Annotated in this window: 23 protein-coding genes; 7 read left to right on the top strand and 16 right to left on the bottom strand. The window is 38.0% G+C overall.

From position 1 onward, the window contains the following. The 4 genes from FD20_RS05920 to FD20_RS05935 all read left to right on the top strand — a co-directional run bounded on the left by FD20_RS05920 (position 1) and on the right by FD20_RS05935 (position 5,039). Positions 1–1,044, top strand: a complete 1,044-nt coding sequence (locus tag FD20_RS05920) for a PTS sugar transporter subunit IIC (protein ID WP_057736689.1) — start codon at positions 1–3, stop codon at positions 1,042–1,044. Between the two features lie 281 nt (positions 1,045–1,325). Further along, complete coding sequence (purR, locus tag FD20_RS05925; protein ID WP_057736691.1) at positions 1,326–2,159, top strand: pur operon repressor; 834 nt, start codon at positions 1,326–1,328, stop codon at positions 2,157–2,159. Between the two features lie 417 nt (positions 2,160–2,576). Next, a complete protein-coding gene (gene glmU, locus FD20_RS05930; RefSeq protein WP_057736693.1) occupies positions 2,577–3,974 on the top strand; it encodes a bifunctional UDP-N-acetylglucosamine diphosphorylase/glucosamine-1-phosphate N-acetyltransferase GlmU in 1,398 nt (465 codons plus the stop codon). 90 nt (positions 3,975–4,064) lie between these two features. Continuing rightward, on the top strand, positions 4,065–5,039 hold the full coding sequence (locus FD20_RS05935) for a ribose-phosphate diphosphokinase (protein WP_057736695.1): 975 nt from the start codon (positions 4,065–4,067) through the stop codon (positions 5,037–5,039). 264 nt (positions 5,040–5,303) lie between these two features. On the opposite strand, the gene FD20_RS05940 is transcribed toward FD20_RS05935, so the two are convergent. The 8 genes from FD20_RS05940 to FD20_RS05975 form a co-directional block, all read right to left on the bottom strand. Beyond that, the gene (locus FD20_RS05940; protein WP_057736697.1) at positions 5,304–6,143 is read right to left on the bottom strand and encodes an aldo/keto reductase; all 840 of its coding nucleotides are present in this window, start codon (positions 6,141–6,143) and stop codon (positions 5,304–5,306) included. A gap of 40 nt (positions 6,144–6,183) precedes the next feature. Continuing rightward, positions 6,184–6,405, bottom strand: coding sequence for a hypothetical protein (locus FD20_RS05945; protein ID WP_057736699.1), 222 nt, complete (start codon positions 6,403–6,405; stop codon positions 6,184–6,186). Positions 6,406–6,469: 64 nt separating this feature from the next. After that, complete coding sequence (locus FD20_RS05950; RefSeq protein ID WP_235807721.1) at positions 6,470–7,084, bottom strand: GNAT family N-acetyltransferase; 615 nt, start codon at positions 7,082–7,084, stop codon at positions 6,470–6,472. A 341-nt stretch (positions 7,085–7,425) separates the two neighbouring features. Then, on the bottom strand, positions 7,426–8,733 hold the full coding sequence (locus tag FD20_RS05955; protein WP_057736809.1) for an MFS transporter: 1,308 nt from the start codon (positions 8,731–8,733) through the stop codon (positions 7,426–7,428). 60 nt (positions 8,734–8,793) lie between these two features. Beyond that, positions 8,794–9,378 carry a 3-isopropylmalate dehydratase small subunit gene (leuD, locus tag FD20_RS05960; protein WP_057736701.1) on the bottom strand — a complete coding sequence of 195 codons (585 nt, stop codon included), beginning with the start codon at positions 9,376–9,378 and terminating at the stop codon, positions 8,794–8,796. Then, the gene (gene leuC, locus FD20_RS05965; RefSeq protein ID WP_057736703.1) at positions 9,379–10,755 is read right to left on the bottom strand and encodes a 3-isopropylmalate dehydratase large subunit; all 1,377 of its coding nucleotides are present in this window, start codon (positions 10,753–10,755) and stop codon (positions 9,379–9,381) included. 5 nt (positions 10,756–10,760) lie between these two features. Further along, positions 10,761–11,810 carry a 3-isopropylmalate dehydrogenase gene (gene leuB / locus FD20_RS05970; RefSeq protein ID WP_057736705.1) on the bottom strand — a complete coding sequence of 350 codons (1,050 nt, stop codon included), beginning with the start codon at positions 11,808–11,810 and terminating at the stop codon, positions 10,761–10,763. Positions 11,811–11,835: 25 nt separating this feature from the next. Next, positions 11,836–12,996, bottom strand: coding sequence for a 2-isopropylmalate synthase (locus tag FD20_RS05975; protein ID WP_057736707.1), 1,161 nt, complete (start codon positions 12,994–12,996; stop codon positions 11,836–11,838). A gap of 537 nt (positions 12,997–13,533) precedes the next feature. Between FD20_RS05975 and nagB the strand changes: the two genes are divergently transcribed. Next, a complete protein-coding gene (gene nagB, locus FD20_RS05980; RefSeq protein ID WP_057736709.1) occupies positions 13,534–14,244 on the top strand; it encodes a glucosamine-6-phosphate deaminase in 711 nt (236 codons plus the stop codon). A 232-nt stretch (positions 14,245–14,476) separates the two neighbouring features. Here the strand turns inward: nagB and FD20_RS05985 are convergent, their stop codons facing one another. Further along, entirely contained in the window at positions 14,477–15,382 is a 906-nt protein-coding gene (locus FD20_RS05985; protein ID WP_057736711.1) for a LysR family transcriptional regulator, read from the bottom strand. 364 nt (positions 15,383–15,746) lie between these two features. On the opposite strand from FD20_RS05985, the gene FD20_RS05990 reads away from it, so the two are divergent. Continuing rightward, positions 15,747–17,390, top strand: coding sequence for a malolactic enzyme (locus FD20_RS05990; RefSeq protein ID WP_057736713.1), 1,644 nt, complete (start codon positions 15,747–15,749; stop codon positions 17,388–17,390). Between the two features lie 24 nt (positions 17,391–17,414). Further along, positions 17,415–18,383, top strand: coding sequence for an AEC family transporter (locus FD20_RS05995; protein WP_057736715.1), 969 nt, complete (start codon positions 17,415–17,417; stop codon positions 18,381–18,383). A 335-nt stretch (positions 18,384–18,718) separates the two neighbouring features. Here the strand turns inward: FD20_RS05995 and trpA are convergent, their stop codons facing one another. The 7 genes from trpA to FD20_RS06030 form a co-directional block, all read right to left on the bottom strand. Continuing rightward, positions 18,719–19,510 (bottom strand): tryptophan synthase subunit alpha, encoded by a 792-nt coding sequence (trpA, locus tag FD20_RS06000; RefSeq protein WP_057736717.1) that lies wholly within the window; start codon positions 19,508–19,510, stop codon positions 18,719–18,721. Further along, positions 19,503–20,711, bottom strand: coding sequence for a tryptophan synthase subunit beta (gene trpB / locus FD20_RS06005; RefSeq protein ID WP_057736718.1), 1,209 nt, complete (start codon positions 20,709–20,711; stop codon positions 19,503–19,505). The genes trpA and trpB overlap by 8 nt, the downstream gene beginning before the upstream one ends. Next, complete coding sequence (locus FD20_RS06010; protein ID WP_162255627.1) at positions 20,701–21,285, bottom strand: phosphoribosylanthranilate isomerase; 585 nt, start codon at positions 21,283–21,285, stop codon at positions 20,701–20,703. Before FD20_RS06010 ends, trpB begins: the two co-directional genes overlap by 11 nt. After that, positions 21,278–22,069 (bottom strand): indole-3-glycerol phosphate synthase TrpC, encoded by a 792-nt coding sequence (gene trpC / locus FD20_RS06015; protein WP_057736720.1) that lies wholly within the window; start codon positions 22,067–22,069, stop codon positions 21,278–21,280. The genes FD20_RS06010 and trpC overlap by 8 nt, the downstream gene beginning before the upstream one ends. Continuing rightward, positions 22,066–23,088 (bottom strand): anthranilate phosphoribosyltransferase, encoded by a 1,023-nt coding sequence (gene trpD, locus FD20_RS06020; RefSeq protein WP_057736722.1) that lies wholly within the window; start codon positions 23,086–23,088, stop codon positions 22,066–22,068. Before trpD ends, trpC begins: the two co-directional genes overlap by 4 nt. A 471-nt stretch (positions 23,089–23,559) precedes the next feature. After that, complete coding sequence (locus tag FD20_RS06025) at positions 23,560–24,135, bottom strand: anthranilate synthase component II (protein ID WP_057736724.1); 576 nt, start codon at positions 24,133–24,135, stop codon at positions 23,560–23,562. Beyond that, a complete protein-coding gene (locus tag FD20_RS06030) occupies positions 24,119–25,594 on the bottom strand; it encodes an anthranilate synthase component I family protein (protein ID WP_057736725.1) in 1,476 nt (491 codons plus the stop codon). The genes FD20_RS06025 and FD20_RS06030 overlap by 17 nt, the downstream gene beginning before the upstream one ends. Positions 25,595–25,815: the final 221 nt, after the last annotated feature.

Raw genomic sequence — 25,815 nt, forward strand, 5'->3', positions numbered from 1 at the left:
ATGAAAGAAAAAGTGACCGGTAGACAATATACTATGAATATCTTGAACGGAATCAGTTTGGGTGTGGTAGTGGCATTATTGCCTTCAGCCCTCGTAGGACAATTGATGCAAGCTATACAAGGAAGCTTTCCAGTTGCAGGACAGATTATCATGATGACGAGTTTTGCAATGAGTCTGTTGCCCGCAATTGCTGCATTTTGTGTTGGAATGCAGTTTAAGCTCAACCCAATTCAAATTTCAGCAGTGGCTATCGCTGCGATGATCGGATCTGGTGTTATGAGCTCGAAAAATGGTCAGTTTATACTGCAAGGGACGGGCGACATCATTAATACTGGTGTAACGATTGCGTTAGCCGTGGGTCTTGCGTTGGTGCTAGGCAATAAGTTCAAAAATTATACAATACTGTTGTTACCATTGCTAGTAATTGTTGTAGCTGGTGGCGTCGGGTTGCTCTTGCTTCCAAGCGTCAGAATGATCGCAGCTTCGATTGGAGCAGTGATTACCCATGTTACTTCATTACAGCCGTTGCTTATGGGAACACTTATGGGAATTAGTTTTGCAGTTTTGATTGTGTCTCCAATAAGTTCGGTTGGAATTGCGACTGCAATCGGCTTAGCTGGGATCAGTTCAGGGACCGCCAATTTAGGAATTACTGCAGGAAGCTTTATGCTGGCCGTTTACGGAAGTTCTGTTAATCACTTGGGAACTACATTAGCTCATTTTATTGGATCACCTAAAATTCAAATGGGAAATATGTTGCAGAAACCGCGTTTGTTTATACCTTTGGCAATTAATGCTGGGATCATGGGATTTATAGGGGCAATTTTTGAAATCAAAGGAACTCCGATGAGCGCAGGGTTTGGGTTCAGTGGACTTATTGGTCCCTTAACAGCGTACCATCAAATGACCGGTACTATTGCTAATTTCATTATAATATGTGTGCTTTTTGTTGTGTTGCCAGTCATATTAGCTTATGTTTCAAAGTATCTTTTCATAGATCGTTTGAGATGGATAGAGCCGCGGGACTTGCTGCTAGAAATATAAAATAAACTAGATTGGAAAATTTAAAAAATTAAAAAGGGGGGACAATACTATTCTATTGTTCCTCTTTTTTTGAACTAATTGTCTTTAAATGTCGAATGTTAGATTTTTATGAAAATTCTCTAATTAAAATGTGAAAAATGCTTTTGTTTTAGCTTAAAAACGAACTATTTTTATAATAATGATAAAATTACTATTCAAATCACGTAAAATAGCTTATAATAACGCTTAGACTATCTTACTACAGGCTTTTTATAGAAAAAAATATTTATGGAGGAATTTTTTTGAAGACTAGAAGAAGCGATCGGTTGATTGATATGACAAATTATTTACTTGAAAGGCCCCATACGCTGATTTCATTAACCTTTTTTGCTAAAAGATATGAATCTGCTAAGTCGTCAATCAGTGAAGACTTAGCAATTATAAAGCGAACATTCAAGGCAAGGGGAATTGGAATTCTCCAAACGATTCCAGGTGCTGCTGGAGGTGCACGATACATACCATCTATTGATGAAAAAGAAGCACGCTCATTTATTGCGACAATGACAGAGAAGCTTTCTGAGAAAGATCGTTTGCTGCCAGGCGGGTATGTTTATTTGTCTGATTTATTGGGAAAGCCTGAGGTTTTGCGTCAGGTTGGTCGTGTAATTGCGCGCCAATATCTTGACAAACAAATCGATGCAGTTATGACTGTAGCAACGAAAGGTGTGCCTATTGCACAAAGCGTTTCCAGTTATTTGAATGTTCCATTTGTTATTTTGCGACGAGATTCAAAAATAACAGAAGGATCGACTGTTTCGGTTAACTATGTGTCAGGTTCAAGTGAACGAATTGAAAAAATGGAACTTTCAAAAAGAAGTTTGAAACGAGGGTCAAACGTCCTTGTGGTTGATGACTTTATGAAAGGTGGCGGCACAGTTAATGGAATGAGAAGCATGATTGAAGAATTCGAATCTAAAATGGTTGGAATAACAGTTTTTGCTGAAGCTTCATTTGAAGGGCATCGAATGGTGGAGGATTATACATCATTGCTGAAAGTTGATAAGGTAAATACTCTTGACAAAACAATTCAAGTTAGTGCAGGAAATTATCTCGAAAAAGTTTTTGGAGAAGAATAGCTTTTGTACGGTGACTAAGGTCTGTCAGAGTAGTAATTTACTATTAAGAGCAAGTAGTGAGGCTCAGGGAGTTTGTTGAGTGCTTTTTTTCATAATTCAATGGAAGTATTCATTAATTTGTGGAAAATTAAAATAGTAATCAAGAAATCAGAGGAGGGTCTGTGGCAAAGTAGTTATTTTGTCCCAGATCCTTTAAGCTAATTAAGGACTGAACATAATCAAAGGATATATTCTTATTCTAAAGCTTAGGTCCTCCAAACCCCCAATCTTCTGACAAAATTTTTCCCACTATATCGGGCTTTGTATACAGGAGCCGATGGAACGGAAAAGGTAATGAGACATTAAGCTGTCTTGCACACTAATTGCCACTACGGTATCATGTACTAGGAACATATCAATGTAAGAGGAGATTAGGAAATGACGGCAAAATATGCAATTATTCTTGCAGCTGGACAAGGAACAAGAATGAAGTCCAAATTGTATAAGGTCTTACACAAAGTTTGTGGGAAGACGATGGTGGAGCATGTGCTTACACAGATTGAAAAGAATAATATGGATGAAGTAGTAACAATTGTGGGTCATGGAGCACAAAAAGTGGAAGAAACCTTAGGCGATCGAACTGAATATGCTTTGCAAAAGGAGCAATTGGGAACAGGTCATGCTGTACTCCAAGCAGAAAAGTTACTGGGAGGAAAAAAAGGCATAACGCTAATTACTTGCGGAGATACGCCGTTATTTACGACTCAGACATTTAATGAATTATTTGAATACCATCAGCAAAAAGGTGCTGTCGCTACTGTATTAACAGCGACAGCAGAGAATCCGTTCGGGTATGGTCGGATTATACGTAATGATTTAGGTATTGTTGAAAAAATCGTTGAACAAAAAGATGCTACAAAAGAAGAAGTAGCAATTAAAGAAATAAATACAGGTGTTTATTGTTTTGATAATGAAGCTTTGTTTAGTGCACTGCATAAAATAAACAACGATAATGTTCAAGGAGAATATTATTTAACTGATGTTATGGAGATTTTTAAGAAGCAGCATGAAATAGTCGCAGCATATAAAATGAAAGATTTTTCTGAGTCAATGGGAGTTAACGACCGAGTTGCTTTGGCAGCAGCTACTAAATTAATGCGTCATCGTATTAATGAAAAGCATATGCGTGATGGTGTTACTTTAATAGACCCCGAGACGACGTATATCGATGCTGATGTAAAAATTGGTGCCGATACGATTATTGAACCTGGAGTGTCATTGAGAGGGAGTACGGTAATTGGCGAGGATTGTCTGATAGGTGCACATTCAGACATTCGTGACAGTGTTATCCATGATGGAGTTACCATCACTTCGTCAACACTTGAAGGTGCTGAGATGCAGGATGAGAGCAATATTGGACCGTATAGCCATCTGAGACCGGCCGCTCAAATTGGCAAAAAAGTGCATATTGGCAATTTTGTTGAAATCAAGAAAGCCGAAATTGGTGAAAACACCAAGGTTGGTCATTTAACTTATGTTGGGGATGCAACATTGGGCAAAGACATCAACGTAGGTTGCGGATGTGTATTTGTCAATTACGATGGTAAAAATAAACATCACACAGTTGTCGGGGATCACTCTTTTGTAGGTAGTGCTTCAAATATGATAGCACCGTTGCATATCGCTGATCATGCTTATATTGCAGCTGGTTCAACTATTACCAATGATGTCTCTACTCATGACATGGCTATTGCAAGAGGAAGACAAGTCAATAAAAAGGGATATTATGATAGGTATCCTTGCGCAGAAACATCCAAAAAAGATGTGAAAAATTAAATTGTCAAAAGATAACTACTAATAATCTTGATTTTAATCCCAAAAATGAATACTATTATCTATAGATAAATATAAATTATGGAGGCTGTCATGTCTGGATATTATGCTGATCCGAAGCTCAAAATATTTGCTTTGAATTCAAACAAACCTTTGGCTGAAAAAATTGCTGAAGCTGTGGGTGTTAAGTTAGGAAAAACTTCTGTTGATCGTTTTAGTGATGGGGAAATAAGAATCAATATTGAAGAAAGTATTCGTGGAGATGAAATCTTTATTATCCAATCAACTTCAGCACCTGTGAATGATAACTTGATGGAGTTATTGATTATGATAGATGCCTTGCGGCGTGCGAGTGCATCAACGATAAATGTGGTTATCCCTTATTACGGGTATGCACGTCAGGACCGCAAAGCGCGTCCACGCGAACCGATTACTGCGAAGCTAGTGGCAGACATGATAGTAAAAGCTGGCGCAAGCCGTGTTGTTGCGTTGGATTTGCATGCTGTTCAGATTCAAGGTTTCTTTGATATCCCTGTGGATCATTTGATGGGAGCACCTTTGCTTGCGGATTATTTTCTTAACAATGGACTTGAAAAAGATGCAGTAGTTGTTTCACCTGATCATGGTGGTGTGACCCGTGCACGTAAACTTGCAGAATTTTTAAAAGCACCGATTGCAATTATTGATAAACGTCGTCCTAAAGCGAACGTTGCTGAAGTGATGAATATTATTGGGTCAGTTGATGGCAAACGTTGTATCTTAATAGATGATATGATCGATACAGCAGGTACAATAACGCTTGCAGCCCAAGCTTTAAGAGATGCTGGTGCAACTGAGGTCTATGCATGCGCAACTCATCCAGTTCTTTCAGGGCCGGCAATTGAAAGAATTGAGAACTCACCGATTAAACGTCTGGTTATTACTGATTCTATTAAGTTACCAGAGGAAAAAAAGATTGATAAACTTCTTCAAGTTTCTGTTGGGCCACTGATTGGTGATGCAATTAAACGTATCCATGAGAACAAGTCTGTTAGTCCATTGTTTAAGAATCGTTTCCATCGGGAATAAGCAGTATTTTGAGTTCTTATGTTAACTAAATCGACATGGTAAAATGAATAATATTTGAAGTTAATTAAAGCGGCTATGACAGGTGTAATTTGTCATAGCCGCTTTAATTTGATTTGATTGTATCTCTGTTTAAGAACTTCTTTTTCAAAGATAAGACTACTTACTCAACCGTAAGCGACCAAATACAACTATCACGAAATTTGGGAAATAGTTTTAGCCAATTCATTAAGAAAGGAGGCAATTCTAGTTGGGAACATTTGCTAATTAAAATTCCTGATAGGTTGCTGGATTTTGGTTTTTGTTGCGGCCATCGCTTTTATCAAGATTAGTGATAGATTCCATTTCAGCAGTAGAAAGTTCGAAATCAAAGAGATCTTTATTTTGCAATTGACGTATTTGCGAACTTGATTTAGGTATGACAGAAACACCAAGCTGTATTTCCCAGCGTAAAATGACTTGACCAACTGTTTTAGAATATTTTTGAGCGATTTTTTGGATAACTGGTTCACTTAAAACAGCACTTGCACGTCCCAGAGGGCTCCAAGCCTGTGTGACAATTTTATGTTCTGCATCGTATTTTCTTTGTGTAGGTTGAGACCAGTAGGGATGCAACTCAATCTGGTTTATGACTGGTAGCACTCCTGTTTCTCGTTCCAAACGATCAATATGCTCTGGTAAAAAGTTTGAGACACCAATTGAGCGGACAAGACCAAATTTCTGAGCATCTATCAAGGCTTGCCATGCCTCAACGTAGTTATCTTCTAATGGATTCGGCCAATGAATCAAATACAGATCTAAATAGTCAAGCTGCATTCTGTACAATGATTCTTGAATAGTAACGATTGCTTCATGGTAATGGTGGTGGCGTCCAGGTAATTTAGAGCTCACAAAAAGTTGCTCTCTTGGAATGCTTGAACGTTTAATTGCTTGGCCAACTGTTCCTTCGTTTTCATAATTAACAGCTGTATCAAGTGCACGATAGCCATTTTTTAGTGCCTGTGTAATTGTGTTAACGCCTTGAGCACCGTTTAATTTGTAAGTTCCAAATCCGATTAATGGAATACTATTTTTGTCGTTAAGGATCAGTGATTGTTTAGATACCAAATTAATATCCCCCCGAATGATATTTTTCGATAATTATCAGTTAATCAAGATGTTTGATCACACGATACTGTTTGGAGTCTGTGCTGTTTTCTTGTGCTACAGACTTATCGAAAACACAATACAGCTTACCGTCTTTTTCTTGAACAACGAGTAAAGGTTTATTGTTTTTCTTACGATAAATCTGGGCTGAAACATAGGCCTCGTTAAAATCAAAAGTACTGGAAATAGCTTGACCAGGATTGAACAGTACATTCTCACTCATACGAAATCACTCCCTGAATTGTTTTAAATACCACCCTAATTCTAACACCATTTAGTTTGATTGCTTATTTTCCCGCTTGAAACTCATTTAAGAGATTAGTTTTCAATTTTGGAAAAGGTATGACAGGGTCAACAGAAGCTTTATGCTGACCAATTTGTTTCTCCATCCAAATCATATCGTACCAAGTAGAAAATTTATATCCGCAATTGTGAAAGTGTGCGGTTTGCTTGAACCCCATGTGTTCATGAAATATAACACTGTCTGGTGGAAGATGTGGGTCTGGTTTTGGTGAAACACCAATACAAGCATTCAAATTTAAAATATGTTGTTGTTTGGCCGTTTTTTCCAGTAATGTGTAAAAACAACGACCAAGACCGTTTCTCCGGCTGTTACTTTTTAGATAAATTGAAATTTCAGCTGACCAAGCATAGGCAGCACGAGGATGAAATGGAGATAGATAAGCGTAACCTAGAATTTCGTGGTCTCGTGCAGCAATGATAAAAGGATATTTTAAGGAAATTTCAGTGATTCTTTGCGCAAAATCTTCGGCGGTGGGTACCTGATATTCAAAAGTAATGGCAGTTTTTTTGACGTAGGGAGCATAAATTTCCAACAGTTGCGGAATATCTTCTCGCTGTACTTGACGAAAAACTATTTGTGAATTTTTCATTTTGGGCATGTGATCCTTCCTAACTCTTTATTGAATGTATAGCTTTTTTATAATAATAGGGTGTTTGAGAAAAAAAAGCAAAAAAGTTCTTGCAGATTAAGAAAAGATTTGCGGAGTTGAAAGCAGAAGACGTATAAGTTCAAATAAAACAGAAGGGGAATGGATCAAAATAATTTTTGATCCATTCCCCTATGTTGTACGAATTAAAATATTTCAACGGTCAATCTTTGACTAACAATGAATTACTTACATTCAAAAACTAAATATGTTTTTGACTACAATTTTCTGTTGGTGCTTGGAACTCCCCAATTTCTGATAAACGCTGTTTTTAAGTAAAGTGAATGAAAAATTTATTCCAATATCTTATTATTTGTCTCTGGTCCGAAAAAGAAGACAACAGCACCAGCGATAATTGCAAAAAGACTTATTAAAACAAAAATCATAGTAGGATTAGAAATAGCAATTAACGATGAAACAACGAAAGGCATTCCAACTGTTATCAATTTTGAGATACCGTTAGCGATCCCAGCACCTCGGAAACGATATTTTGTCGAGAAGAGTTCTGAAACGTAAACTCCTACAACTGATGCCATCAAAATGTAGAAACAGGAGGTAAGCAAGAATCCGAGAAACATAACCATTATGGGCTGAGTTTGATGTCCGTACAAGATGCCTAGTATGGCTGCCAAAACAAAAGCAGAAACAATAGTAGGTTTCCTACCTATATGATCAACAGCTAATGCACCAATAAATGCTCCGAAAGGCGCTCCCATCAGCATTACAGTAGTAAAGCCCAATGATGAAACGACATTAATTCCTTGTTTGACGAGCAGAGTGGGTACCCAAGAAGTAAAGGTATATTGGCATACGATAGTTGCAGAGACGGCAAAAGTTGCCACAAAAAGATTCCGAATGAAATGTTTGTCGGAATCGGCTGAGTTGTGAGCGGCTGATTCTGCTGAAACAGCTACTGCTGGCCGCGCATTTTCAGCTTTCATCTCATCTTCTATACCAGCGATTACTTTTTGGGCATCTTGATATTTATCATGCGCAATGTACCAACGTGGAGATTCAGGCAAACTGCGTCTGAAGTACCAAAGAATTAAAGCAAGGACACCAGAGATAACGAACATCGCACGCCAAGAGAAATGAGGAATAATTAATGTGCACAACAACATTGTTATTGGTGCACCGCAATTTGCAACAAAAGAAGTCAAAGCGCACCACTTACCACGTGATTTAATGGGTGAGAATTCGTTAATCATTGCATATCCGGTAACAATCTCTGTTCCAAGTCCAATGCTTGAGATCAGTCGGCAGACAATCAAAAAGGGCATGTTAGGGGCAAAAGAGCCCAGCAAAGTAAATGATCCAAAAATCAGCAAGTTAAGCTGGTAAGCTCTTTTACGTCCAAACAGATCGCCAATTAAACCAGCAAAGACTGAGCCGAGAAAGAGACCAAAAAAACCAACAGAAAGAAAAGTTGAATTCAAAGAAAGTGTTGACCAGCCATCTTTCAATAAGTAGCTGCTAACGCCACTGGCGAGATAAACATCAATTGCATCAAGAAACATTCCAGCTGAGACCAGAGTAAAAATTTTGTAAAATGTTTTAGTTGGCTGGATCTTGTCCATTCTAATGTGCAGATCCTGTTTCATAGTTTGGTTAGTGTTGTTTTGGGATAAAGAATTAGTATTGTCCACGCATAAGTCACATCCTTAAGAAAATGATGGCATCGAATTTTCAAATTTGGAAATTTTATCGGAATAATTCAAAGTGATATCGATATCATCCGTGCCATTAATAAATTTTTGTTTCCAAGTTGAATCGATTTTAAAATTAAATTTTTCACCGTTACATTCTACGAACTGCTGTGGAAGATCAACTGTTATTTTTTCTTCAGGTGAAATAGTAGCAATTTTTTTACGTGCGTCAAGAGGCAAGATAATCGGAAGGACCCCATTTTTGGTACAGTTCATGAAGAAAATGTCACTGTAACTGCCGGCAATAATAATTTTAAAACCCCAGTCTTTCAATGCCCACGCAGCATGTTCTCGTGAAGAACCACAACCAAAGTTTTCACCACTGATCAAAACCGTTGCACCTTGTCTTTCAGGATGGTTTAAGATGAAACTGGGATCAGGACTGCCATCATCTAAGAAGCGCCAGTCATGAAAAAGATGTTTTCCATAACCGATCTTTAATATATTTTTTAAAAATTGCTTTGGAATGATTTGATCGGTGTCAATGTTATTATTCATCAGTGGAATTGTCGTTCCTGTGTGTACTGTGATAGCTTCCATCTAAATTACCTCTTTCTGTCTAATATCAACAAAATGTCCGTGAATGCCTGCAGCTGCAACCATTGCGGGGCTTGCCAAGTGTGTCCGTGCGTCTTTTCCTTGACGACCTTCAAAATTCCGATTGGTGGTTGAAGCACAATGGATACCAGCAGGAATTTTATCGGGATTCATTGCTAAACAGGCTGAGCATCCTGGGTCACGCCACTCACAGCCAGCATCTTTAAAGATTTTATCTAGTCCGAGTTTTTCAGCATCGTTTTTGACGGTTCTTGACCCTGGTACAATCCATGCAGTTACGTTTTTAGCGAGATGATGTCCCTTCATAACACGAGCTGCTTCCTGCAAATCAGCTAAACGTCCATTGGTACAAGAGCCGATAAAGATCCACTGAATTGGAATCGCACTGGCTGCCATGTGTGGTTTGAGTCCCATGTAGTCATAAGCACGTTGAAAGTTCATATCTGCAATATCAGGCAGGCTCCCTGATACAGGTACAGACATGGAAGGGTTGGTCCCCCAAGAAACATATGGTGCCAATTCACTTACATCAAAATCTAAAACTTTGTCATAGTCGGTCGGGTCATCGGTATAGAATTGCTGCCAGTATTCAATGGCTTCGTCCATCTTTTTAGGAGCATATTTGCGTCCTGTAACATATTCAAAAGTAGTTTGATCTGGCTTCATCATTCCCATTTTGGCGCCACCTTCAATAGCCATATTACAAATAGACATTCTATTTTCCATTGAAAGACGGTCCACTGTATCTCCGTAAAACTCAAGCGCGTAACCTGTACCAAAATCAACACCGTAAGTTGCGATCAATGCCATAATAATGTCTTTAGCTGAAACTCCCTTCTGCAGGTTTCCGTGCAGATGAATTCCCATTGTCTTAGGTTTTAATTGCCAAATTGCTTGTGTAGCTAAAACATGTTCAACTTCAGAAGTTCCAATTCCAAAGGCAATTGAACCAAAAGCACCATGTGTTGCTGTATGTGAATCACCACAGACAACAGTTTGTCCAGGTTGAGTTAAGCCTAACTGCGGTCCAATGACATGAACAATGCCTTGCTCCTCAGAGCCTATTTCTGCCAAACGAATTCCGAATTCATCGCAGTTCTTTTTGAGTGTTTCAATCTGTTTAAGCGAAATAGCATCCTTGATATTGAAAATATCTTTAGTAGGAACATTATGGTCCATCGTTGCAAAGGTTCTTTCGGGACGGCGGACATGGCGATGGTTCACACGTAATCCTTCAAATGCCTGCGGGGAGGTGACTTCATGCACTAAGTGCAAATCAATATAAATCAATTGAGGTTCTCCTGGTTTACCTGCGATAACGTGTTTTTCCCAGAGTTTATCAAATAATGTCTTTCCCATTTTGTTCATCCTTTCAGATTCTTTACAATATTAGCTGTAACTTCTTGTGTTGTAGCTGTTCCACCTATATCAGGAGTAGTGATCTCGTCTTCAATCGTCTTTTGAACGGCTTTTGCTATTTTATCAGCCAGATAATCTTCATTGAATGATTCACGTAGCATCATTTCAATACTTTGAATCATTGAAATCGGATCAGCAATACCCTTGCCAGCGATGTCTGGAGCAGATCCATGAATTGGTTCATACAAGTTGGGTCCAGTTGTGCCAGCACTCATTGAAGGAATTGTTCCTAGTGAACCTGTCAGAACTGAAGCTTCATCACTTAGAATATCACCAAATAAATTAGCGGTAATCAGAACATCGAAAGAGGTAGGCTGCGTAATGATCTTCATAGCAGCAGCGTCAACGTAAGAATAGTCAACTGTTACTTCAGGATAATCCTGCTTAATTTCTTCTGTAACTTGACGCCAAAGTTTCGAAGTTGCAAGGACATTTGCTTTATCAACAACAGTCACGTGTTTTTTCCGTCGCATACTCATGTCGAAGCCAATTTTTAAAATACGTTTAATTTCTTGTACGGTATAGGTTGAAGTGTCGAGTGCATCTTGCGGATGCTGTTCTCGAGGTGTTCCAAAGTAAATACCGCTGGTTAATTCACGGACGATTACAAAATCAGTATTGTTAAGTACTTCTTGTTTTACAGGAGAAAAACGTGATAGGTTAGGATCAATTTTTGTGGGGCGAATGTTTGAAAAAAGCCCCAACTTGTTCCGAATCTCTAAAAGTCCCTTTTCTGGGCGCTTGCTGGCATTATCCCACTTAGGACCACCAATAGCGCTCAATAACACTGCGTCTGCTTCCTCACAACCAGCAACAGTTTGTTGTGGTAACGGATCGCCACATTTATCGATGGCTTCACCTCCAAAAGGATAATCAATTGTTTCATATTGAAAATTTGAGTTTGCACTGGCTGCTTCTAAGACCGTTAAACCAGCTTCCATTATTTCTGGTCCAATGTAGTCTCCACGAAGGACTGCTATTACTTTTTTTGGCATTGCGAACACCTTTCTGGATAAAAATTTATTGTGTTACCTTGCTTCTTTTTATAATTTGTTCTAAGTCTGCATCAGAGACCAGCTGCTGATTGTCAGCGACTGCTTTGAAAATAGGAAAAATACGACGCATGTCTTCCTTAGTTACCTGATACCCCATTTCATTTAATTTGACAGCTACAGCATGGGAACCGGATAATTTTCCTAATGGAATTGATGCATGAGCTATACCCACGGTTTGAGGAGTTAAAATTTCGTACGTAGCATGATTCTTTAAGAAACCATCTTGGTGAATACCAGATTCATGCGAATATGCATTTGAACCGATAATAGCTTTGTTGCTAGGAATAGGCATCTTTGTCTTTTGGCTAACCATAGTAGCTGTCTTAAATGTTTGTTTAAGATCAATATTGTTTTCTGCGTCATAATAATCTTTGCGGACATACATTGCTGCTGCAACTTCTTCCAAAGCAGTGTTTCCGGCACGTTCGCCGATACCATTAACAGTACCTTCGATCCTTGTTGCACCGTGTTTGATTGAAGCTAATGCATTGGCTGTTGCCATACCTAAATCATTGTGACAGTGAACAGAAAAAATAACATCATCAAATTCTGGGATATTTTCACGCATATAGTCAAACATGGCAGCAAATTCATGTGGATTTGTATAGCCTGTTGTGTCAGGTATATTGATGACTGTTGCACCTGCATGAATAGCAGTTCTGATTGCTCTCACCAAGAAATCCCATTCAGTTCTAGTTGCATCTTCCGGTGAGAACTCAACATTAGTGAAACTCTTTTTTGCATAGCTGACAAAATGTTTAATTGACTCGATCACCTCATCTTGACTCATATGCAATTTTGCTTGACGATGAATCGGACTTGTCGCAATAAAGACGTGAATCTGACCAGTAGGTGCATCCTTTAAAGCTGCAGAAACCGCGTCAATATCTTTTTTGACACAGCGTGCTATACCAACAACATTTGTTTTCTTTATTTCTTTTCCGATGCGCTCAACTGCTTCAAAATCATTTTTTGAAGCAACAGGGAAACCTGCTTCGATTACATCTACTCCCCAAGCTTCAAACTGATGAGCCAATTCGACTTTGTCATCAATAGAAAAATTAACACCAATTGTTTGCTCGCCATCACGTAAAGTTGTATCGAAAAATTGAATTTTTTTTGTCATAAGAATAACCTCCTAATTATTTTGCAATTATCTACACGGTATTTTTTTATAAAAAAAACGCCTCATTCATTAAGAATGAGACGCTAACCATCTTTGGTTCGAGCCCCATTCCCATAACGCTAAATAGGACTCGACATATTCGTCTGAGTCCTCCGTCATAGTAGTAGGGCGAATTCAATTGTTGTAGTTACATTGTATTCGAAAACCATGTCGAGGACTCCTTTCTTTATTTGACTATTAATTTAACGTATTTCTAATACTATGTCAATTACTTTTTTATAATTTTTTATAATTGCCTCAGTTTACTAATTGATATTTTTTAAAAATTCCAGTTATAACAGTGTTTACAGCCATTGACGCTTAAAAAGACTTAAATATACTTTTAAATGTTTACAAACGCTTACAAAGATGATAGAATTATTTATGTGGAAAATGTGTTTCTAGTTATTGTTCTTGAAATAGGCAAGCTTTTTTACTTGCAGATTTGGTATAGCCCAATTATAATGGGACTATACCAATTATTGGAGGTAAAGTATTATGAAAATTATTGTTGTCAAAGACGACAAGCAGGGTGGTCAGGCTGCTTGTGAGTTGTTTAAGAAGGAACTGGAACAAAAAAATGATGCAGTTTTTGGATTAGCAACTGGAAGCACGCCAATAAGCACTTATGAAGCACTTGTGCACAGTAATTTGGATTTTAATAACAGCATTTCCGTTAATTTAGATGAGTATGTTGGGTTGAGTTCAGATCATCCGCAAAGCTATAACTATTATATGCAGGAACACTTATTTAGATACAAGCCGTTTCGAGAATCCTATTTGCCTAACGGAGGAGCTACAGATGAAGAAAGGGAAATCAGCAGATATAATGCTATTCTTGAAAAAAATCCGATTGATCTTCAATTGTTAGGAATTGGTAGGAATGGACATATTGGTTTTAATGAACCAGGAACAGACTTTGATTTGAAAACCCACAAAGTGGAACTTACCGAATCAACAATTGCTGCGAATGCCCGTTTTTTTAATAATAGTCAGGATGTTCCGCGTTATGCATATTCGATGGGAATAGGCTCTATCTTGAAATCTAAGAAAATTATTTTAGAGGCCTTCGGAAATTCAAAAGCGGAAGCGATTAAGAATATGATTGAAGGCCCTGTGACACAAGAGTGCCCAGCAAGTGTTTTGCAACGGCATCCAAATGTGACGGTCATTTTAGATGAAGAAGCTGCACAGAAATTAAAAAAATAGCCAAATAAAGTTTTTTTGGCTAGAGTCTAATATGGCCCAAAAGCCAGTAGCTTGTGTTCGAACAAAAAATAAAAGGAATAATGCATTCTCCTAACCCCTTTGAAAGTTCAGAGCATAAGTATACTGCCTTTTGGGCCATATTGCTGTTTTAAAGGTTACCAAACTAGATATTAGCTAATTAATAATTATCTATAGTTAAAACTAGTCTATATTTGTAATTCGTTGCTAGTATTTAAAAGCTTTCGCCTTTTGAAAGGGAATTTAAACTTTGAGTTAGCTGCTCAATAAGCTTTTTTTTGGACGGGGATAGTAATTTTGATTGCCGAAAGACTAGAGAAATCAAAAATTCTGGTTGAAATGAATCCGTCAAGTCAAGACTAATTATTCCATCTTGCGGAGTAATTGCTGTTTCTGTTAAGAAACCAATGCCGATATTTTCGTGAATCATATTTTTGAGCAATGCAATATCCCCTGTTTTATATATAATTTGCGGATCAATTCGTGAGATTTTGTTTAACGCACCAAAAGCAGTAGGATGAACAAAATCTTCAGTTTGCATAATGAATTTCTCGTTACGAAGATCGCGAAATGCAATTTTTTTCAATGAGGCTAAATGCGATTGAGGACTGACAATTATTTTAAAATGATGTTTTGCCAAAAGTGTTGCACTTAGCTCGGCACTATCAAGCGAATGTGTAGAACCTAGCAAGGCGATATCGAGTTTTCCGCTTTCTAGAGCTGCTAACAACTCACTGGAGCCTGCTTCTGTAACCAGTAACTGATCGAGCAGATTGGCTTCAACTAACCGAGATGCTGCTTTGGGGAAAAAATAATTTCCGATGATTGGCGGAAGGCCAAAACGGATTTGTTCAGTTTTCAATGATGCCATGTCAAGGTTGGTCAATGCTGCTTCGGCAATTATGCGATGTGCATGCTTCAAAAGCTGTTGTCCGCTGGAAGTAAGCAAGACTGACTGATGCGACTGATCTCGGTAAAGTAAGACTGTATCGAATTCATTTTCTAGTCGTTTGATGGCCATGGTAATCGCTGGTTGGCTGACTGAAAAATAGTCAGCCACAGCAGTGAAATTTTTTAGAGATACTAGCTTGGAAAAGTAAGTTAAATCGCGAATTTTCATAAAAACCTCCTGAGAACTTAAGAGCAATGGAGTAATAAAAATCAAGAACGCATAACAGAAAATTTTTCTGTTATGCGTTTTTTTGCTTAGAGAAAGCAGTGTATGGATCGAGGCTTAAGACATAATTTAAAATTTCATCTTAAGTTGCTCCAGAGATTAATCTTTTTGTTTGAATATGAATTATTTATAAAAATTTAAGTGTGTTTGTCATTATTATTAAAATTCAAAGATTTTTGTTTTCTGACACTTCTCCGTCACTCTTATAAATTTAGTTTATCACAACTGCATAGTTTGACTATAGTTTTTTTGAAATGCTATGCTTTCACAGCAATTAATTGAATTTATAAATAAAGGGGATTTTTTGATGAATGAAAAAGCACAACAAATTTTAAACAATCCATTTCTCAATAAAGGGACGGCCTTTACCGTGGCTGAACGTCAACAATTCGGATTAGCAGGTTTATTGCCTCCGCATGTCCAAACTATAGATGATCAGGCCAAACAAACTTACGCACAGTACCTGACTAAACCCTCAATGTTAGAGAAACGAATTTTTCTGATGTCTATTTTTAACGAAAATCGTGTCTTATTTTATAAACTTTTCAGCCAACATATTGCTGAATTTATGCCAATTGTATATGACCCGACAATTGCTGATACGATCGAAAATTACAGTTCGCTTTTTGTTAACCCTCAAAATGCTGCATTTTTGTCGATTGATGATCCTGATTCGATGGCTACTGCTTTAAAAAATACAGCTGCTGGTCGAAATATTAAGCTTATTGTCGTAACTGATGCCGAGGGAATTTTAGGAATCGGTGATTGGGGAACACAAGGGGTTGATATTTCTGTCGGTAAATTAATGGTTTATACAGCTGCTGCAGGAATTGATCCTAGCGAAGTTTTACCTGTTGTTTTGGATGTTGGAACTAATCGTCAAAGTTTGCTAGATGATCCGTTATATCTTGGAAATCGTCATGAACGTGTGCGTGGTGATAAATACTACGCCTTTGTTGATCGTTTTGTTCAGACCGCTGAAGATCTTTTCCCAGATTTGTATTTGCATTTTGAAGATTTTGGGCGTGGTAATGCTGCCAATATATTGAATAAATACAAGAATGAAATTGTAACGTTTAACGATGATATTCAAGGAACTGGGATAATTGTTTTAGCCGGCTTGTTGGGTGCTTTGAACATCTCAGGTGAAAACTTTACTGATCAAGTTTATATGAGCTTTGGTGCTGGCACGGCCGGTGCTGGTATTACACAGCGCATATATGAAGAAATGCTGCAACAGGGATTATCAGAAAAAGAGGCTCGTTCGCGATTCTATATGGTTGATAAGCAAGGTTTGCTATTTGATGATGATCCAGACTTGACACCAGAACAAAAACCATTTGCCCACAAACGCAGTGAATTTGTTAATGCAGATGAATTGAAGACTCTTGCAGATGCAGTTAAAGCAGTTCATCCAACGATTCTAGTAGGGACTTCAACTCAACCAGGTGCATTTACAGAAACGATTGTCAAAGAAATGGCAGCCCATACTGCTCGACCGATTATCTTTCCATTATCTAATCCAACTAAATTAGCCGAAGCGAAGGCTGAAGATTTGTTGAAATGGACAAACGGAAAAGCTTTAGTTGCTACCGGCATACCAGCTGAACCCGTTGAATTGAACGGTGTCACTTATGAAATAGGGCAAGCTAATAATGCTTTAGTGTATCCAGGATTAGGTTTAGGCACAATTGCTGCTAAAGCTCGTGTACTTAATGACGAAATGATCAGTAAGGCTGCTCATTCATTAGGTGGAATTGTCGATCCGACTGAACCGGGGGCTGCAGTTTTACCACCAGTTACTAAGTTAGATGTCTTTTCACAAACAGTTGCTGAAGCAGTTGCAAAGAGCGCCGTTGTTCAGAAATTGAACAAGGAACCAATCAAGGATGTGAAAAAAGCAGTTGCTGATTTGAAATGGGTTCCTGAATATGAAGAATTAACAGATTGATAAAAAAATAGGAGTGTGGTTGTTTTGGCAGCATTTTTAACTTCGTTATCAAGTGTCGGTCAAATTATTCTGGTGATTGCATTGGGATATTTTCTCAGACGCAAAGGCAAATTTGATGACAGTTTCAAAGGCAGTATTTCTTTTTTAATCATGAACGTTGCTTTGCCGTTATCGATATTTGTTTCTGTATTAGACAATTTAACACGTAGTAAATTAGCTAGTCTTTCTAGCGGGTTAATTTATGTGTTAATCAGTTTTGTCAGTGGATATTTAATTGCATGGATCTTGACAAAAGTATTGCGTGTTCGACCTGGTCGCCGAGGAACATTTATCAACATGTTTGTCAATGCCAATACAATTTTTGTAGGTCTTCCTTTAAATATTGCACTTTTTGGCAATGTCAGTTTACCGTATTTCCTGATTTATTACGTAGCCAACACAGTTTCAACATGGGCAATCGGTGTTTTCTTTATATCTAATGATGATCCGACCAAGCAGAAAAATAATCAAAACAATAGCAAGTTCAATTGGAAAAAATTATTACCAGCACCGCTTGTTGGCTTCTTAGTTGCATTGGTTTGGCTCTTGCTAGGATTACCACTACCACAATTCTTTGATAAGACATTCTCAATGGTCGGTGGTATTGTTACACCAATGTCTTTGATCTATATTGGTATTATTTTGGCAGATGCAGGATTGAAGTCAATTCATTTCGATAAAGATACAATCTTTGCATTGTTAGGTCGTTTTATTGTAGCACCAGCGATTATGATTGTTATTATGATTATCTTTAAAAATATGGGACAAGCAATCCCAAATATTGAACAAAATACGCTAATTATTCAAACTGCAACACCTGGATTGGCTGTTTTACCGATTTTGGTCGGTCAATCTCACGGAGATGTTGAGTATGCGACAAATGTTGTCACAACTAGCACTGTTTTATTCGTTGTAGTCGTCCCAATATTGATGGAAATAGTTAATTTTATTTAGTTAAAATAAAATAAAATTAAATCTACAGAGAAATTGTACAAAGATATAAAAGAAGAGAGTGAAACCAAACCGTCTGTTTGGCTTTTCACTCTCTTCTTTATTTATTAGGAAAAGGAGTCGGATAGGGGGAAATGCAATAAATATGGGGTTAAAGAAAAAGATTATATTTTAACCTTATATTATGCTAGTTAACGTATTCAATAGTCAGTTTTTCGAGTTAACTACGAATTGCTCAGAGTTAACTCAAACTATGGTTACAATTCACAATTAATACACGAGGTTTATCAAATATTTGCATACTTTCTTAGCATATTCAGGCAGTAACAACTGTTTTGTTAAATCCGATTAGTTTCGGGTTGCTTGAGTGCTTTTTTCATATTGCTGACATAATCAATCAATTTTTCTTCAGCATGTGTTCCTTCCTGCGCAATTATTTTTACGATTGCTGAACCCACAATCACGCCATCAGCGGTTTTTGCGATTTCGACGGCTTGCTCCGGCGAATGAATTCCAAAGCCAACCGCAATAGGGGCATCTGTAAATCGTTTAATGTTAGAAACCATCGTGTCCAAATCAGTTGTAATTCTGTCGCGGGCTCCTGTTACTCCAAGTGAGGAAACAGCATAAACAAATCCATCAGTCCCTGCAACAATTTTTTTTATGCGATTTCCTGAAGTAGGAGCTACTAAAGGAATCAAAGAGCAATCGGCCTTTTTAGCGAATACTGCGACTTCTGAGCGCTCCTCTACCGGAAGATCAGGGATGATAACACCATTGATATTTAGTTGTTGACAAGCACTAAAAAATTTATCGTAGCCGTACTTGAAAATATTGTTCAAGTAAACTAAAAGTACCAGTGGAACAGTGGTCTTCTCACGAATCTTAGCAACCATTTCAAATACTCGCTTTGTTGAAACACCATTTTTAAAAGCCCTTAAACCAGCTTCTTGTATTACTGGACCATCAGCTATAGGATCGCTGAAAGGGACACCGATCTCAATTACATCAGTTCCTGCATCAGCTAAAGTTTTTACATAATCAATCGATTTTTCAAAGTTTGGATCACAAGCAACAACAAAACCAATGAAGGCTTTTTTATTTTTAAAAGCATTACTAATATTAGTCATAAATTTTTTCCCCCCGATAACGTGCAATTGCAGCTACATCTTTGTCTCCGCGTCCAGAAAGGTTGCAGACGATAATTTGATCCGTACTCATCTGAGGTGCAAGTTTTTTTACGTAGGCAACAGCATGACAACTTTCAATTGCAGCAATGATTCCTTCCTCACGCGCGAGATATTCAAAAGCTTCGACAGCTTCATCATCTGTGATGCCTACATACTCGGCACGATTTTGGGCTGCTAATTCAGCATGTTCTGGACCGATCCCAGGATAATCAAGTCCCGCTGAAATTGAATAAACTTCATCGATTTGGCCATCATCATTCTGTAAAAATATGGATTTCATACCATGAAAAATACCAGTTGTTCCGCGTTCTAAGGTTGCAGCGTGTTTTTCGGTATCAACACCTTTTCCCGCTGCCTCACAACCGATCAATCTCACATCCTTGTCTTTGATAAAATGATAGAAAGCACCAATAGCGTTACTGCCGCCCCCCACGCAAGCAACGATGGCATCAGGGAGTTTGCCTGTTTCATTAATCAATTGCTTTTTTATCTCTGCACTGATGCATGCTTGAAAATCGCGAACCATTGTTGGAAAAGGATGGGGTCCCATAACAGAACCGATTACGTAATGTGTATCTTCGGTCCTGCTTGCCCATTCCTGCATGGCTGCATTAACGGCATCTTTAAGCGTACCAGTACCAGTTGTCACAGAATGCACCTTTGCACCGAGCAGGCGCATACGATAAACATTGAGAGACTGTCGCTTGGTATCGACTTCTCCCATAAAAATTTCACATTTCATTCCCATAAGTGCGGCAACTGTCGCTGTAGCCACACCATGTTGTCCGGCACCAGTTTCAGCAATTACTCTTGTTTTTTTCATTTTTTTAGCCAATAGAATTTGTCCTAAAACATTATTGATTTTATGAGAACCAGTGTGATTGAGGTCTTCGCGCTTAAAATAAATTTGTGCACCGCCAAGATCTTTAGACATTCTTTGAGCATGATATAAAAGTGAAGGGCGGTTTGCGTACTTGTGTAGCAAATCAGTGAGCTCTTTTTTAAAAGTAGGGTCATTTTTGTAATAATTATAAGCTTTTACTAACCGATCGATCTCATGCATTAAGGTTTCGGGAATATATTGACCACCAAATTCACCAAAACGTCCTGCTTTTTGTTCTTTTTTTAGATCATTTTGCATTTCTAACACTCCTTATAAATTCTTTTATTTTCTGAGGATCTTTTTTTCCATTTGTTTCAACACCGGAACTGACATCAACGATATCAGGGTGGAATTTTTCGATAACTTGTGTGACGTTGCTGGCATTGAGACCACCAGCAATAACAAATGGACGTTGCGGGCGAGTTAACTTATTCAAGTCAGCTTTTTTTCCTGAACCAGGTTTTGGAGAATCAAACATAATGTATTCTGCGGGTGAATTATTAGTAGATTGGTTGCTTCTTTTGACTTGAATAATTTCCAAGCCTTTTTTTTGTAAAAATTTGATTTGTTCATAAGAAACAGTGCCGTGCAGCTGTGCAACTTGGATAATTCCCATTGAATATAAAGCCAACACATCTTTGTTTGACGGTTCAACAAAAACTCCAACGGTTTTGATTGAAGGAGAGAGCAGAGAATGTAGCTTTTTTGCTCGTTCAAAAGAGATTTGTCGTTGACTGGGAGCAAAGACAAAACCAATAAATTCTGGGAACAGTTTGTTTACAGCATGAATATCTTGTTGTTGGTTCAAGCCGCATATTTTGATTTCAGTCAAGATGATCTACCTTTCTGAGGCTAGTGATCAAAGCTTTTTTATTGGTTGAGTGCATCAGATATTCGCCGATTAGAACGCCGTTGACCCCAGCTTGCTTCAGTTTAGAAATATCTTGTTTTTTCTTTATGCCACTTTCTGATATGAGAAGAACATTTGAAGGAACATATTTTTGGAGTTGAATAGTTGTTTGAAGACTGACATCGAAAGTCTTTAAGTTTCGGTTGTTAATGCCGATGATTCGAGCATGGGCGGCCAGTGCACGGTCTATTTCATTTTTGTTATGAACTTCAACAATTGCCGACATTCCAAGAGTATTCGCTAATCTGAGAAATGATTTTAGTTGTTGATTGGTCAAAATTGCAACAATAAGGAGAATAATACTTGCACCATTTGCCTTTGCTTCGTAGATCATATAAGGGTCGATGGTAAAGTCTTTTCTGAGTAATGGGGTACTTGTCGAAGCCGCAATTTCTTGTAGAAATTTTAAATTTCCCTGAAAGTGATCCTTTTCAGTTAAAACTGAAATGGCAGTGGCACCAGCTGCAGCATACTCTTCGGCGATTTGCATATAGGAGAAGTGATTGACAAGGACTCCCTTGGATGGCGAAGCCTTCTTAACTTCGGCAATAATGCTTAAGCTATCAGCAGCTAGCTTTTTCTCAAAAAGAAAGTTTTTGTTAAGGGGAATAGTCGCAACTTGTCTCATTAATGCATCTATATTGAGTACTTTTTGTCGTGCCTGCATGTTTCTTCTGGTGGATTGGACAAGTTCATCTAAAATCATAAAGCAATCACATCACTATTGGATAATTCAGCAAAAGTGTCTAATTTTTTCAGCGCTAAACCGGAATCAATTGCTTTTTCGGCAAGTTTTAAAGCAGCTTTTAATTGAACTTGGGGTTTGGCAATATGAATTGCTGCCGCTGCGTTCAATAACACGACATCTCTTTTAGGACCCTTCTCCCCCGCGAGAATATTACGTGTGATTTCTGCATTTCTCTGTGCAGATCCGCCGAGTAGATCTTCAGGTGTGCAACGACTTAATCCAAATTGTTCGGGAGTAATTTCATATTTTTGCAGATGTTCATTTTGGAATTCAACAACGTCTGTTGGGGCAGTTAATGATATTTCATCTAAACCATCTTGTCCATGGACGATCATTGCAGAGGTTACATCTAACTTCTGTAAAACAGAAGGCATTATATCCAACAGCTTTTCATCATAAACTCCTAGAAGCTGCATTGATGCATGAGCTGGATTGGCTAATGGCCCTAAAATGTTAAAAATTGTTCGAATACCTAATTCCTTACGTACAGGAGCAACAAAACGCATTGCTTTGTGGTATTTTTGTGCAAATAAAAAACAAATATTTTCCTTCTGTAATATTTGCTGTGAGCGGGCAGATGAGGTAGAGATATTTATTCCTAAGGCTTCTAAGACATCGGCTGCTCCGCTCATTGAGGACGCTGCTCGATTACCGTGTTTAGCAACTGGAATACCAGCGGCTGATACAACGAAGGCTGAAGTAGTCGAAATATTGAATGAATTTGAATGATCGCCACCAGTTCCAACGATTTCCAATGCAGGTTGTAGAGTCTTAAAAGCGTGAGCATGTTTTCTCATTGCTGCGGCAGCTCCTGCTATTTCATCAATGGTCTCTTGCTTCATTGTCAATGCTGTTAAAAATGAAGCAATTTGAACATTATTCGCTTTACCGTTCATAATTTCATTAGTAGCTGTCTGTGCTTGCTCGAACGTCAGATTTTCGTTGTTAACAACTTTTTTGATAATTTCGTTAATCATAAGGTATTCCTCCATTTAATTGAATATTAATTTGTCAGTGGCTTAACATTTTAAAGTGTGGAGAAATGCCATCGCATTTTAAATTCCATTGATATCCTCCTTCGAAAAAAAGACTACAAAAAAATCCGTCCATAACATGTTCGTTAAGGACGGATTTTCCGCGGTGCCACCTTATTTTGGAATCAAAGAGAACGCAAATAAGCAAAATGCGTATCCGATTCCACACTTGCTAGAGTGCAAACACACTCCTGATAACTGACGTATATCGTACGTTGCGAAGTACTAACGGAATTTACCCGTGTTCATCGCACCCTCAGTGGTCCATTTAGTAGTCTGCGTTCAGCCAAATTCTCAGCAACATTGGCTCTCTGAATGTGCACGGCTACCTTGATCTCCACTTCAACGGTTTGCATGGACGAATATTAAGTTAAGGAAAGATTAAACCATTATGAGATAAATGTCAATATAAAATCATTTTATTTTCAAAAAATTTGTAATGATTCTATTTCCAACAGCTCTGGGAGTCATAATTGATTCTGGATGAAATTGAACGCCGAAAAGTTTTTGTGACGTATTTGAAATCGACATAATGTTTTCATCATCAGACACAGAAGTTACAGTAAAAGTACTTGGTAATGTCTGAGGATCAAGAACCAATGAATGATAACGAGCGGCTTTAAAAAGATGTGGACAACCAACAAACAAAGGATCAGCAACTGTTTGCTGGATTAGAGAAGTTTTTCCATGCATTAATTGATGTGCACGATTAATTTTGGTTCCAAAGGCTGCAGCAATAACTTCTATTCCCATACAAACACCAAGAATTGGGATTGTACCTTTGAATCTTTTAACTAGATCAAGGCTTATTCCTGCATCTTTTGGAGAACCGGGACCTGGAGAGATAAAAATATGATCTGGATGCATTTGCTCGATCATTTCGCAGGTCAGTTCATCATTTTTATATACTTGAATGTCGCTGCTTAAACCGCCAATCTGTTGATACAAGTTATATGTGAAACTATCATAGTTATCAATTAAGAGTTCCATTGTTTTTCCCTCCTGTTACTTTATTAAAAGCAAGATCTACAGCGCGTGCCTTGTTTAAACATTCTTGATATTCGTGTTTTGGGATGCTGTCTGCAACTATGCCAGCACCTGTATGAATAACTGCTTTGTCGCTTGTTTTGTGGACCATTCTAATTCCAATACAGACATCCATATCACCGTTAAAGCACAGATATCCAAAACATCCGCCATAGACTCCTCGTTTTGTCCTTTCAAGTTCATCAATAAGCTGAATTGCTCTGATTTTAGGAGCACCTGATAAGGTTCCCGCCGGAAAGACAGCTTCTAGAATATCTAAGACACTCTTGTCAGATGCTGCGACACTCTTAATGGTCGAAGCTAAATGCATGATTTTAGAATAACGTTCTAGTTGGGCATGCGCGGTAACGTGAACACTGCCAAATTGACTTACTTGTCCAAGGTCGTTTCTTCCTAGGTCGACCAGCATATTATGTTCGGATAATTCTTTGGGATCATTTTGCAATTCATGCGCAAATTTTTCATCTTCTGCAGGTGTTTTTCCGCGGCGGCGTGTTCCTGCTAGTGGGTAAGTAACAAGTTGTTCTGAAAATTTTGTTACTAATGTTTCTGGTGAGGCACCGGCAATTTGAAAATTGTTTTGATGAAAGTAAAAATTGTATGGTGAAGGGTCGCTTTGAGCGAGTTGTTGTGCTACAGGGATCAGTGATCCCTTAGCATGGCAGCTGTGTGGATTAGAATAGATTAATTGAAAAATATCTCCATTTTTGATATGCAATTGGGTTTTCGCTATTCCAGTTGAAAAATCCTTTATAGAATGTTGCAATTTAAAAGGTGATAACTGCACTAAATTGGGCTTTTCTAACTCTTGATTTAGTAATGCTAGTATTTTTTGCTTGATTAAATGAAGTTTTTTATCTGCCTGCATGTAATTTTTGCGCAAGTTTTGACTAGCAATACTTTGAATGAGAAATAAACGGTGATCAGAATGACGATAAGCGATAACAAAGTTGCATAGCAAGAGACCAGCATCTTTTAAGTTATCAGGATTAGCATGGTTGAAAGTAATTTTTTTTAAATAATATTTTGTATATTCGTAGCTAAAATACCCAACTAAGCCACCTGTGAATGGTGGTAATCCTTGTATTTTAGGTTGTTGATGTTTTAGAAGCAGTTTTTCAATATAGGTATGCGGATCTTGTTTGATGATTTGTTCATTGTGCCCTGTTTGCACCGATATTGAACCGTCGAGTACAGTTATACTTGCTTGAGGTTCTAGTGCGAAGTAGCTGTATTTTTCTTTCTTGTGGTCCGCAATGGTTAGTTGGAAACAATCTCCAAGCTGATCACAGATTTGAGTTAGTTTAAAAACATTCAGATTTTTTATTTCAAACGAGATGCTAATTGGAATACAAGGGTATGTTTCTGCTAATGGTGTGATACTTTCGATGTTTTGCGTCATTTTGTTTCCTCCGTTTTATAAAAAAGTTTACAAAAAATCCGTCCATAACATGATTGTTAAGGACGGATTTTCCGCGGTGCCACCTTATTTTGAAATCGAAGAGAACGCAAATAAACAAAATGCGTATCTGATTCCACACTTGCCAGAGTGCAAACACACTCCTGATAACTGACGTATATCGTACGTTGTGAAGTACTAACGGAATCTATCCGCGTTCATCA

The organism is Liquorilactobacillus uvarum DSM 19971 (assembly GCF_001434935.1).
Classification (GTDB): domain Bacteria; phylum Bacillota; class Bacilli; order Lactobacillales; family Lactobacillaceae; genus Liquorilactobacillus; species Liquorilactobacillus uvarum.

Bases quoted from the DNA above. Each gene is read 5' to 3' on its own strand.
- FD20_RS05920 (WP_057736689.1), top strand. From the start codon at position 1: ATGAAAGAAAAAGTGACCGGTAGACAATATACTATGAATATCTTGAAC.
- glmU (WP_057736693.1), top strand. From the start codon at position 2,577: ATGACGGCAAAATATGCAATTATTCTTGCAGCTGGACAAGGAACAAGA.
- FD20_RS05935 (WP_057736695.1), top strand. From the start codon at position 4,065: ATGTCTGGATATTATGCTGATCCGAAGCTCAAAATATTTGCTTTGAAT.
- FD20_RS05945 (WP_057736699.1), bottom strand. From the start codon at position 6,405: ATGAGTGAGAATGTACTGTTCAATCCTGGTCAAGCTATTTCCAGTACT.
- FD20_RS05950 (WP_235807721.1), bottom strand. From the start codon at position 7,084: ATGCCCAAAATGAAAAATTCACAAATAGTTTTTCGTCAAGTACAGCGA.
- FD20_RS05955 (WP_057736809.1), bottom strand. From the start codon at position 8,733: ATGAAACAGGATCTGCACATTAGAATGGACAAGATCCAGCCAACTAAA.
- leuD (WP_057736701.1), bottom strand. From the start codon at position 9,378: ATGGAAGCTATCACAGTACACACAGGAACGACAATTCCACTGATGAAT.
- leuC (WP_057736703.1), bottom strand. From the start codon at position 10,755: ATGGGAAAGACATTATTTGATAAACTCTGGGAAAAACACGTTATCGCA.
- leuB (WP_057736705.1), bottom strand. From the start codon at position 11,810: ATGCCAAAAAAAGTAATAGCAGTCCTTCGTGGAGACTACATTGGACCA.
- FD20_RS05975 (WP_057736707.1), bottom strand. From the start codon at position 12,996: ATGACAAAAAAAATTCAATTTTTCGATACAACTTTACGTGATGGCGAG.
- nagB (WP_057736709.1), top strand. From the start codon at position 13,534: ATGAAAATTATTGTTGTCAAAGACGACAAGCAGGGTGGTCAGGCTGCT.
- FD20_RS05985 (WP_057736711.1), bottom strand. From the start codon at position 15,382: ATGAAAATTCGCGATTTAACTTACTTTTCCAAGCTAGTATCTCTAAAA.
- FD20_RS05990 (WP_057736713.1), top strand. From the start codon at position 15,747: ATGAATGAAAAAGCACAACAAATTTTAAACAATCCATTTCTCAATAAA.
- trpA (WP_057736717.1), bottom strand. From the start codon at position 19,510: ATGACTAATATTAGTAATGCTTTTAAAAATAAAAAAGCCTTCATTGGT.
- trpB (WP_057736718.1), bottom strand. From the start codon at position 20,711: ATGCAAAATGATCTAAAAAAAGAACAAAAAGCAGGACGTTTTGGTGAA.
- trpC (WP_057736720.1), bottom strand. From the start codon at position 22,069: ATGATTTTAGATGAACTTGTCCAATCCACCAGAAGAAACATGCAGGCA.
- trpD (WP_057736722.1), bottom strand. From the start codon at position 23,088: ATGATTAACGAAATTATCAAAAAAGTTGTTAACAACGAAAATCTGACG.
- FD20_RS06025 (WP_057736724.1), bottom strand. From the start codon at position 24,135: ATGGAACTCTTAATTGATAACTATGATAGTTTCACATATAACTTGTAT.
- FD20_RS06030 (WP_057736725.1), bottom strand. From the start codon at position 25,594: ATGACGCAAAACATCGAAAGTATCACACCATTAGCAGAAACATACCCT.